Source organism: Nocardioides sp. Root140, assembly GCF_001426745.1.
In the GTDB taxonomy this organism is placed as follows: domain Bacteria; phylum Actinomycetota; class Actinomycetes; order Propionibacteriales; family Nocardioidaceae; genus Nocardioides.
The window spans coordinates 1,315,833-1,325,555 of record NZ_LMFI01000010.1 but is presented as its reverse complement, the minus strand read 5'-3'; the positions used below and the strand labels follow the sequence as shown (position 1 = coordinate 1,325,555).

The following is a 9,723-nucleotide window of genomic DNA, read 5'->3' as shown; positions in this document are numbered from 1 at the left end:
GAAAACGCGGAAGTGTTGGCCCTGTGACGCACACCCACGACCAGGCGCTGCGGAGCTCCGGGCTCCGTGTCACCAAGCCGCGCCTGGCCGTGCTCGACGCCATCGGCTCGCGCCCGCACGCAGACACCAACGGGGTGCTCGCCGCGGTGCGCGTCGAGCTGCCTGCGGTCAGCCACCAGGCGGTCTACGACTGCCTGAACGCGCTGACCGAAGCCGGCATGCTGCGCCGCATCCAGCCCGCCGGCTCGGTGGCGCGCTACGAGCTGCGCGTCGGCGACAACCACCACCACGTGGTGTGCCGAACCTGCGGTGCGGTGGCAGACGTCGACTGCAGCGTCGGCGACGCCCCCTGCCTCACTGCTTCCGAGCACCACGGCTTCGAGATCGACGAGGCCGAGGTCGTCTACTGGGGCACCTGCCCCGACTGCTCCACCGCCTGAGCTTTCCAGAACATCCAGCAACCGACCCAGAAACGACGAAGGGATGCCCATGACGAACGACGCCGGCACCGAGATGAAAGAGATGAACGAGAGCAGCGCCAGTGGCGGCTGCCCGGTGCTGCACGACGGCGGGGCGCACCCGACGCAGGGCAGTGCCAACCAGGGCTGGTGGCCCGAGCGCCTCAACCTCAAGATCCTCGCCAAGAACCCGGCGGTGGCCAACCCGCTCGGCGGCGACTTCGACTACGCAGCGGCGTTCGAGGGCCTCGACCTGGCCGCGGTCAAGGGCGACATCGAGTCAGTGCTGACCACCTCGCAGGACTGGTGGCCCGCCGACTTCGGCCACTACGGTCCGCTGATGATCCGCATGGCCTGGCACAGCGCCGGCACCTACCGGGTCCAGGACGGCCGCGGTGGCGCGGGCACCGGCCAGCAGCGCTTCGCCCCGATCAACTCGTGGCCCGACAACGGCAACCTCGACAAGGCCCGCCGCCTGTTGTGGCCCGTGAAGAAGAAGTACGGCAACGCCCTGTCGTGGGCCGACCTGATGGTCCTGGCCGGCAACGTCTCGCTGGAGTCGATGGGCTTCGAGACCTTCGGCTTCGCCGGCGGTCGCGTCGACGCCTGGGAGCCCGACGACGACGTCTACTGGGGCCCCGAGACCGAGTGGCTCGGCGACGAGCGCTACTCCGGTGAGCGCGACCTCGAGAACCCGCTCGCCGCCGTGCAGATGGGCCTCATCTACGTCAACCCCGAGGGTCCCAACGGCCACCCCGACCCGCTCGCCTCGGCGATCGACATCCGCGAGACCTTCGCGCGCATGGCGATGAACGACGAGGAGACCGTCGCCCTGATCGCCGGTGGCCACACCTTCGGCAAGACCCACGGTGCCGCTGACCCGGAGCCCAACGTCGGCCCCGAGCCCGAGGGTGCGCCGATCGAGCAGAACGGCCTCGGCTGGAAGAACAGCTACGGCACTGGCTCCGGTCCCGACGCGATCACCAGCGGACTCGAGGTCACCTGGACCTACCACCCGACCCGCTGGGACAACGAGTTCTTCCACATCCTCTACGCCTACGACTGGGAGCTCACCAAGTCCCCGGCCGGCGCGCACCAGTGGAAGCCCAAGGGCGGCGCGGGCTCCGACCTGGTGCCCGAGGCGTTCGGTGACGGAAAGCGTGAGCCGCGCATGCTCACCTCCGACATCGCCCTGCGCACCGACCCGGCGTACGACGCGATCAGCCGCAGGTTCAAGGATGACCAGGCTGCGTTTGCCGACGCGTTCGCCCGCGCCTGGTACAAGCTGACCCACCGCGACATGGGCCCCGTCTCGCGCTACCTCGGCCCCGAGGTGCCCAGCGAGGAGCTGCTCTGGCAGGACCCGATCCCCGAGGCTGCAGCGCCGTCGGCCGACGCGGTCGCCGCCGCGAAGCAGCAGATCGCCGACGCCGGCCTCAGCGTCTCGCAGCTGGTCAGGACGGCATGGGCGGCAGCCTCGTCGTACCGCCAGTCCGACAAGCGCGGTGGTGCCAACGGCGGTCGCCTGCGGCTCGAGCCGCAGCGCAGCTGGGCCGCCAACGACCCGGCCGAGCTGGCGCCGGTGCTCGAGAAGCTCGAGGCCATCGCCGGTGAGACGGGCGTGTCCTTCGCCGACACCGTCGTGCTCGCGGGCAACGTCGGCGTCGAGCAGGCGGCCGCGGCTGCGGGCGTCAAGGTCGAGGTGCCGTTCACCGGTGGCCGCGGCGACGCGACGCAGGAGCAGACCGACGTCGAGTCGTTCGCCTACCTCGAGCCGCGCGCCGACGGGTTCCGCAACTACGCGGCGGCCGACCTCAAGCTGCCGGCCGAGAACCACCTCGTCGACAAGGCCAACCTGCTCAACCTGGGTGTTCCCGAGCTGACCGTGCTGGTCGGTGGACTACGCGTCCTGGGCGCCAACAGCGGCGGCTCCACGGCCGGTGTGCTCACCGACCGCGTCGGCGTGCTGACCAACGACTTCTTCGTCAACCTGCTCGACCTGGGCACCACGTGGCGCCCGGGTGACGGTCAGGGCACGTACGTCGGCACCGGTGCGGAGGGCCAGTCCTGGACCGGCACCCGCGCCGACCTGGTGTTCAGCTCCAACTCCGAGCTGCGCGCCGTCGCCGAGGTCTACGCCAGCGACGACGTGAACGAGAAGTTCGTGCACGACTTCGTCGCTGCCTGGACGAAGGTCATGGACGCCGACCGGTTCGACGTCAAGAACTGATCCCTCACCACTCGCAGTAACGCGGGGTTACGGTCGCTCCACACGTGTCGTGACACGTGTGGAGCGACCACACCACCGCACAAGTGCCAGGGTGGGTCGTCGACTCAGGCCTGGAATGGACGGGCTCCGAGATCCGCGGCTCGGAATGCAGCGAGAGACGACCGACTCAGCTCGTCGTCGGCGTCATCTGGCTGCTGCATGAGTGCGAGGAACGCCTCGTCGTCGCGGTCGACGTACAGGTCTTCGCACTGACGGCACAACGTCCAGAAGGTCGGGAGCGTGTAGCCCTGTCCGAAGGCCCGGAACCCGACCTTGTCGGCCGCGAGCGGATGCAGCCAGGCGACGTCCTGGCCCTGGCAGATCGCGCACGACTGGCCGACCGCCGACTCCGGCAACCACTCGTCGTCCGGCTCGTCGGACCACGAGCCGAAGAACCGCAGCTTGGTCAGTTGCTCGACGTGGGCGGGCAGGTGGCGTGCGGCCTGGGTGACGATGGCGATCTGGCCCCACGGCATCGGCCGGTCGAGCACGACGTCTCCGTCGTGGGTGAGGTGACACGGCACCGGTGCGGCGAGCTGCTCGTCGTCCAAGCGGCCGGAGAGGTCCAGGGCGATGCGCGACTGCGCGCGCGCAAACGCCACCAGGTCCTCGAAGGTGCCGCACCGCGCGACCAGGGCGTCGAGCACGGCGCGGTCCTGGCAGGTCTGGTTCTCGAACGCCGGCTCACCGCGGTTGATCAGGTCGCGGGCGACCGCCGCCATCGCGATGTCGTTGAGCGCTACGTGGGCGATGGTCTGTGCGGCGTCCCACCCTCCGTCGCTCGGCGCGAAGAAGCCGCCGGCCTCCGCCTCGGCGAAGAACGCGTCGTACGCCGTGGCGAGGTCGGCGAGGCCTTCCCGCGCGCCGGGCGACGGCTCGGCCAGATGGGCGAAGTGGTCGAGCACGAAGCCCCACGCGCTCGGCCCGGCGTACGACGACCGGCGCTGGGCGGCGTCGACCCCGAACCGCTCCCAGCCGCGGTGCTCGATCTCGACGCGGGTGCCGGTTTCCGTGGCGATGAACCGCACCTCGACCTCACTGGCCTCGTCGGTGCCGCGGCCCGGGTGCCACTGCAGGACGAGTCGGTGCGGTGGCTCCCAGGTGGTCGCCTCGGCCCAGACGCACTCGTCGCCGCGCAGCGATCGCTCGACGAGGCGACCGTCCTCGAAGCCGACGGTGCCCTGCGTGCCGAACAGCCCATGCGTGGCGAGCGGCCACCAGGCCCCGATGTGGTCGGTGAACATCGCGAACGTGCGTTCGGGCCCGTGGGCCACGTCGGCGGCACGGAGCACGGGAGTGGTCATGACTTCTCCTCGGTGTAGCGGACGAACGAGTCGAGTGCGTCGTCCCAGAACTGGTCGACCCAGGCGCGCACCCCGGCGAGTCCGTCGAGGTCGACGCGGTAGAGGTTGCGGGTCCCTTCGGTGCGCGAGCTCACCAGCCCGGCGCCGCGCAGCACCTTGAGGTGTTGGGACACCGCGGGCTGCGAGACGGGGAGCTCGTCGGTCAGCTCGCGCACCGATCGCTCGCCGCCGCGCAGCAGGGTCAGGATCTCTCTGCGTGTGGGATCGCCGATGCAGTCCAGCGCTTCATAAGCCATAGCCAATGATAAGCACATAGTGATGCAGTGGCAATGGGGTCTGCCGCGATGATTCCGGGCTCGCGGCCGGGTCAGCACGACCAGGACGCCCGAACCCACGAAAGCCCAGGTGACCCATGAGCACGATCAGGCTCTACATGACCGTGTCGGTGGACGGTTTCGTCGCCGGCCCCGACGACAGCCCGGAAGCCCCGCTGGGCGTAGGCGGATTCCGGCTGTTCAACTGGCTCGACCATCGCGAGGCCCCGGGCCCGAGCGGGCAGGTGTACGCCGAGGCCCTGGCCACCCGTGCCTTCATCGCCGGGCGACGCACCTATGAGCTGGCCAACCGGTGGCAGGGCGACCACCACGACGGGGTCCCGGTCCTCGTGCTCACCCACGACGTGCCGGACGAGCCACCGCCGGGCAGCGTCCGCTACGTGACCGACGTCGACGAGTGCGCAGCGCTGGCTCGGAAGGCGACCGGCGACGGAGACGTGATGGTGCACGGCGCGGGAGCGGCCCAGGCCCTGCTGCGTGCCGGACACGTCGACGAGCTCGAGCTGCACGTCGTACCAGTGCTCCTCGGCCAGGGCCGCCGGCTCTTCGACCACCTCCCCGCCGAGCACATCGAGCTCGAGCTGATGCGCACGCTGACCACGCCCGACCTCGACCCCGAGCACCGGGTCATGCACGTGCGCTACCGGGTCCTCCGCTGACGCCTGCCTGAGCCGCCGTACGACGCGTGCGGCAGGCTTGTGCCATGACTGCGAACGATGCCGGCGAGGTCGGCGAGCGGCTGGCTGCCTGGCTCGAGGGCCTCGGCCTGGCCGATCAGCTGGCAGAGGCGGGGCTGCCCACTTTCACCCGCGACGCCGACGGTACGGCGACCTGGACCGACCCGGCCACGGGTGAGCCGATGACTTCCGAGCAGCTCGAGGGGCTCGACGCCCTGCTCCACAACGACGGCACCGACCCGGCCCACGCCGTACCCGTCGCGCTGGTGATGCTGGCCCGCAAGGCCCGCGTCCGGGCGGAGCTGGTAGCCAGCCACACCCACACCTACGAGACGTTGGCGACCCTGCGCGGGACGACGGTGAACGCCACCCGTTTCGCCGTGCACAAGGCCGCCGCCGACCACGCCCTCCTCGTCATCGCCGACGAGGGCCGGACGCTGGTCCCGGCCTTCCAACTCGGCGCGGACGGCGCACTGCGCGCCGAGCTGGCCCCCGTCATCAGGCCACTCCTCGCTGCGGGAATGGATCCGTGGAACGCGTGGGCCTGGCTGACCCAACCGGCGGGACTGCTCGGCGGGGCGGTGCCGGAGCAGGCCGCGGCTGACCCCGAAGAGGCTGACCTGGTGGCGCACGCCGCCTGCCGCCTTGCCGAGCGCGCCGCGACCGAGCCCGATGGACAGGGTGGCTGAGTCGGGGCCGCAGCCGAACTGTGCTCCGGCGTCCATCCGCCGCCCTGCACGCCCGTCACCTCGTCGGTGACCGGGACGGGCAGTTCGGTGACCACTCGGTCTGCTGAGTCGATTGGCCCCTTCTACCCATCGCAGAGCGAGCCAATCGGCCCAGCAGGCGCAGTGGAGGTCCTGCTTCTTCCGGCCCGGAGGGAGTACGACCACGGGGAGCGGTACCGGACGCGATTCGTCCTGCTTGGGTTCTAGCGTGGGCGACATGACCAGCTTCGAGAACCAGGACCTCAGTGGTGCCACCTTCCACAACGTCGACCTGAGCCGGTCGAGGCTGCGCGACGTCGATCTCACCGGCACCGTCATGCGCGGCGTCGAGCTGGTGGACGTGGACATCGACGGCGAGATCTCGGACCTGCGCATCAACGGCGTCGACGTCGTCCCGCTGGTCGAGGCCGAGCTCGACCGCCGTCATCCCAACCGGGTCAAGATGCGGCCGACCGATGCCGCCGGGTTCCGCGAGGGCTGGGACGTCGTCCAACGGATGTGGGCGGGCACCGTCGACCGCGCCCGTGGCCTGGATCCCGACCTGCTGCACGAGTCGGTCGACGGCGAGTGGTCGTTCATCCAGACCCTGCGCCACCTCGTCTATGCCACCGACTGCTGGGTCAACCGGGTGCTGCTCGGCGACCCGAGGCCGTTCCACCCGCTCGACCTGCCGTGGGACGGCGCGACGCCGCATCCCGAGGTGCCGTGGGACCTCAACGTCCGGCCCTCGCTCGACGAGGTGCTCGCGGTGCGGGCCGAACGTCAGGCGACGGTGCGCCGGGTGCTCGACGAGCTGACCGACGAACAGCTGGCCACCGAGACCACGCCCGTGGACGGGCCGGGCTGGCCGCCCGCGCGTGCGTTCCCGTTCGCCGAACCGCTGCGGATCGTGCTCAACGAGGAGTGGCAGCACCGGTTGTACGCCGAGCGCGACCTCGACGTCCTCCAGTCGCGTGGTTGAGCGGGAGCCGTCGTCGTCCGAGCGGCCGTCGTCCGAACGGCTCCGGTTCCGCGAGATGACCATGGACGACCTGGACGCGATGAGCGACCTGCTCGGCGACCCCGAGGTGATGGCCCACTACCCACGCCCGAAGACCCGGGCCGAGGCGCAGGCGTGGATCGAATGGAATCTGGCCAACTATGCGCGCGACGGCTTCGGGCTCTGGATCATCGAAGACCTCGAGGGGCGCTTCGTCGGGGACTGCGGCCTGACCTGGCAGCGCGTCGAGGGCCGGGAGGACCTCGAGATCGGCTACCACGTCGTGCCCGCGATGCAGGGTCGCGGACTGGCCAGCGAGGGTGCCCGGGCCTGCCGCGAACTGGCGCGCCGACGTGGCATCGAGCGGTTGATCGCGATCGTGCATCCCGACAACCGGGCCTCGCAACGGGTCGCCGAGAAGTGCGGGTTGGTGCTGGAGCAGGAGTTCGGCGACCAGCGGTTCCGGGTGTACGCCGCCGCGCTGCCGTGATGCAGGATGGGCGTGTGACCCTCGCCCTCCTCGATCTTCCGAACGGGCCGGTCGAACTGGCCCGGGCTACTGCCGCCGACCTCGACGCGCTCGTCGCCCTGATCGCCGACGACGCCATCGCCCGGAGTCGCGGCGACTCCGCCGACGCGGGCCTTGGTGCGGCCTACGCCGACGCGTTCGCGGCCATCGACCGAGACCGGGCGCAGCTTCTCGTCGTCGGCCGCGCCGGCGAGCAGGTCGTCGCCACCATGCAGCTCTCGTTCATTCCCGGCCTGTCCCGACAAGGCGCCACCCGCCTGCAGATCGAGGCCGTGCGGGTGGCCGATTCCCAACGGGGGAGCGGACTCGGGTCGGCGATGATCCGCTGGGCTCTCGACGAAGGTCGACGTCGTGGAGCAGCGCTCGCGCAGCTCACCTCGGACAGCGCGCGGCCCGAGGCGCACACCTTCTACGAGCGCCTCGGCTTCGCGGCGACCCACGTGGGGTTCAAGCAGCAACTGTGAGCGGGCGAAATCTCCTTGCACGCAGAACCCGCATGGGGGCAGGCTCCTGACCATGAGCGACATGTGGACCGACCCCGCCGAGGACCCCCGCACCTACGGCAACCCGGTCGGCGAGAAGGCGACCCTGCAGGAGTACCTCGCCAACTACCGCCTCACCCTCGAGCTCAAGTGCCAGGGCCTCACCCCGGAGCAGCTCGCGTCCCGCTCCGTGCCGCCCAGCACGATGAGCCTGCTCGGCCTGGTGCGGCACATGGCGAGTGTCGAGAACAACTGGTTCCACCGCGTGCTCGAGGGACACCGCGACGACCCGCGCCTCTACCGGAGTGAGGACGACCGCGACCTGGACTTCAACGGTGCCGTGGCCGACCAGGCCGTCGTCGACGACGCGTTCGCCACCTGGAAGGCCGAGATCGCGAAGGCCGAGGCCTGGGTGGAGGCCGTCGCCGAGGCCGACCTCGGGCGCGAGGTGCCACTGGGCAAGGACGACAAGGTCAGCATCCGCGACGTGCTCGTGCACATGGTCGAGGAGTACGCGCGCCATGCCGGCCACGCCGACCTGTTGCGCGAGTGCATCGACGGTCGCACCGGGCAGTAGCAGGGTTGCGTCAGGCGGCGCGTGCGGCCGGTGGCATGCGGCGTACGACGCCGGGCGCGGCGACGAACATGGCCACCAGGCGCTCGCCGAACGCGCGGGAGCAGGCCGCGCGCCAGTCTTCGTCGTCGACCGTGAGGTCTTCGCCACCCCGTCGGCCGCGGGCGACCACGACGTGGCCGTCGTCGTCCTTCACCATCTGGGCCAGCTGCTCGAAGAACTCCTCGCCGCCGGTCGGCCCGGTGTGCAACGGCACGTCACCGACCACGATCGGCTGCAGCAGTCGATGATCGGCGTCGAGCAGGAGCAGCACCAGGCAGCCGCACACGCGGTCGTGCTCGGAGACGAACAGGTCGACGACGTCGGGGAGCAGGTCCGGAGTGAGGGGGTGGTCGCCCCAGGATGCTGGCAGGTCTTTGAAGGTCATGCCGACAAGGCTGCAACAGATCGAGGGGTCGCCGCTCGCGTCATCCACAGGCACGTGCCGACCCGGCCCAGGGCTCAGGCGTCGCGCGCCTCGGCGTACCGCTCATGGAGCCGCGAGCGCACCTGCTCGGGCGTGTAGGCGCGGCGCACGCGCTCGTGCCGCGCGATCGCGGCACCGGTCGCCGCGACGCCGGCGACACCTGCGAGTCCGAGCCACTTCCACCAACGCTTCGCCATGCTCATCAGGTTAACCGGGCAGACTGGCCCCGTGCTCGACATCGACGAGGCAGTCAAGCTGACCCGCACCGGCGACCTGTGGCTCTTCCGCGGTCGTACGGCGGCCGACCGCGCGATCCGCACGTTGACCAACGCGCCGGTCAACCACGTCGGCATGGCGGTGGTGATCGACGACCTGCCACCGCTGATGTGGCACGCCGAGCTGAGCAAGCACCTCCTCGACCACTGGAGCGGCGGCCACCACCGCGGCGTACAGCTGCACGACCTCGGTGACGCGGTCCGCCGCTGGCGCGACGTCTACGGCCAGGCCTCGTGGTTGCGGCAGCTCAGCCCCGAGGTCGGCCGCGCCGAGGAGGACTCGGTGCTGCGCACGATCGCCAGGCTCGACGGCGTCTCGTTCCCGAGCACGGCGATGCTCGCGAAGCGGTGGCTGCGTGGGCGTGACGGCTACCAACCACGCAAGAAGCGCGGCCAGCGCGTGCGCCCCGAGGCGGCCTTCTGTGCCGAGACCGTGGCCCTGACTCTCCAGGAGATGGGCGTGCTCGAGGACGACCGCAAGGCGATCTGGTACGACCCCGGAACGTTCTGGAGCGGCGCCTACCTGCCGCTGCGCGAGGGTTGGTCGTACGGCGGGGAGCTGCAGGTGGGCGACGAGCCGAAGGGCCCGGCGCCGAGCAGCCGCACCCGCTGGCGCTGATTGCGGAACCCGACCGTCCGGAACCAGC

13 protein-coding genes are annotated in these 9,723 nt (G+C 70.7%); 9 read left to right on the top strand and 4 right to left on the bottom strand.

Annotated elements, in window-relative coordinates; all coding sequences use genetic code 11:
- Nucleotides 1-23 precede the first annotated feature (23 nt).
- Together ASD30_RS16615 and katG are read left to right on the top strand one after the other, a co-directional pair.
- A complete protein-coding gene (locus ASD30_RS16615) occupies nucleotides 24-440 on the top strand; it encodes a Fur family transcriptional regulator (RefSeq protein WP_082563886.1) in 417 nt (138 codons plus the stop codon).
- A gap of 49 nt (nucleotides 441-489) precedes the next feature.
- Entirely contained in the window at nucleotides 490-2,688 is a 2,199-nt protein-coding gene (gene katG, locus ASD30_RS16610) for a catalase/peroxidase HPI (RefSeq protein WP_056683752.1), read from the top strand.
- A 104-nt stretch (nucleotides 2,689-2,792) separates the two neighbouring features.
- On the opposite strand, the gene ASD30_RS16605 is transcribed toward katG, so the two are convergent.
- Both ASD30_RS16605 and ASD30_RS16600 read right to left on the bottom strand, forming a co-directional pair.
- Entirely contained in the window at nucleotides 2,793-4,031 is a 1,239-nt protein-coding gene (locus ASD30_RS16605) for an SRPBCC domain-containing protein (protein WP_056683749.1), read from the bottom strand.
- On the bottom strand, nucleotides 4,028-4,327 hold the full coding sequence (locus tag ASD30_RS16600; RefSeq protein WP_056683746.1) for an ArsR/SmtB family transcription factor: 300 nt from the start codon (nucleotides 4,325-4,327) through the stop codon (nucleotides 4,028-4,030). Before ASD30_RS16600 ends, ASD30_RS16605 begins: the two co-directional genes overlap by 4 nt.
- 116 nt (nucleotides 4,328-4,443) lie before the next feature.
- On the opposite strand from ASD30_RS16600, the gene ASD30_RS16595 reads away from it, so the two are divergent.
- The 6 genes from ASD30_RS16595 to ASD30_RS16570 all read left to right on the top strand — a co-directional run bounded on the left by ASD30_RS16595 (nucleotide 4,444) and on the right by ASD30_RS16570 (nucleotide 8,338).
- The gene (locus ASD30_RS16595; protein WP_056683743.1) at nucleotides 4,444-5,025 is read left to right on the top strand and encodes a dihydrofolate reductase family protein; all 582 of its coding nucleotides are present in this window, start codon (nucleotides 4,444-4,446) and stop codon (nucleotides 5,023-5,025) included.
- A gap of 44 nt (nucleotides 5,026-5,069) precedes the next feature.
- On the top strand, nucleotides 5,070-5,732 hold the full coding sequence (locus ASD30_RS16590) for a hypothetical protein (protein WP_056683740.1): 663 nt from the start codon (nucleotides 5,070-5,072) through the stop codon (nucleotides 5,730-5,732).
- Nucleotides 5,733-5,988: 256 nt separating this feature from the next.
- Nucleotides 5,989-6,732, top strand: coding sequence for a DinB family protein (locus ASD30_RS16585; protein WP_056685152.1), 744 nt, complete (start codon nucleotides 5,989-5,991; stop codon nucleotides 6,730-6,732).
- A complete protein-coding gene (locus tag ASD30_RS16580; protein ID WP_235532608.1) occupies nucleotides 6,725-7,240 on the top strand; it encodes a GNAT family N-acetyltransferase in 516 nt (171 codons plus the stop codon). The genes ASD30_RS16585 and ASD30_RS16580 overlap by 8 nt, the downstream gene beginning before the upstream one ends.
- 14 nt (nucleotides 7,241-7,254) lie before the next feature.
- Nucleotides 7,255-7,743, top strand: coding sequence for a GNAT family N-acetyltransferase (locus ASD30_RS16575; RefSeq protein WP_235532607.1), 489 nt, complete (start codon nucleotides 7,255-7,257; stop codon nucleotides 7,741-7,743).
- A 52-nt stretch (nucleotides 7,744-7,795) separates the two neighbouring features.
- Nucleotides 7,796-8,338, top strand: a complete 543-nt coding sequence (locus ASD30_RS16570) for a DinB family protein (RefSeq protein ID WP_200951164.1) — start codon at nucleotides 7,796-7,798, stop codon at nucleotides 8,336-8,338.
- Between the two features lie 10 nt (nucleotides 8,339-8,348).
- Here the strand turns inward: ASD30_RS16570 and ASD30_RS16565 are convergent, their stop codons facing one another.
- Nucleotides 8,349-8,762: a hypothetical protein gene (locus ASD30_RS16565; RefSeq protein WP_056683731.1), complete on the bottom strand. Its 414-nt coding sequence runs from the start codon at nucleotides 8,760-8,762 to the stop codon at nucleotides 8,349-8,351.
- A 74-nt stretch (nucleotides 8,763-8,836) separates the two neighbouring features.
- Nucleotides 8,837-8,998, bottom strand: coding sequence for a hypothetical protein (locus ASD30_RS27220; RefSeq protein ID WP_200950090.1), 162 nt, complete (start codon nucleotides 8,996-8,998; stop codon nucleotides 8,837-8,839).
- 31 nt (nucleotides 8,999-9,029) lie between these two features.
- Between ASD30_RS27220 and ASD30_RS16560 the strand changes: the two genes are divergently transcribed.
- On the top strand, nucleotides 9,030-9,695 hold the full coding sequence (locus tag ASD30_RS16560; protein ID WP_235532606.1) for a hypothetical protein: 666 nt from the start codon (nucleotides 9,030-9,032) through the stop codon (nucleotides 9,693-9,695).
- Nucleotides 9,696-9,723 lie beyond the last annotated feature (28 nt).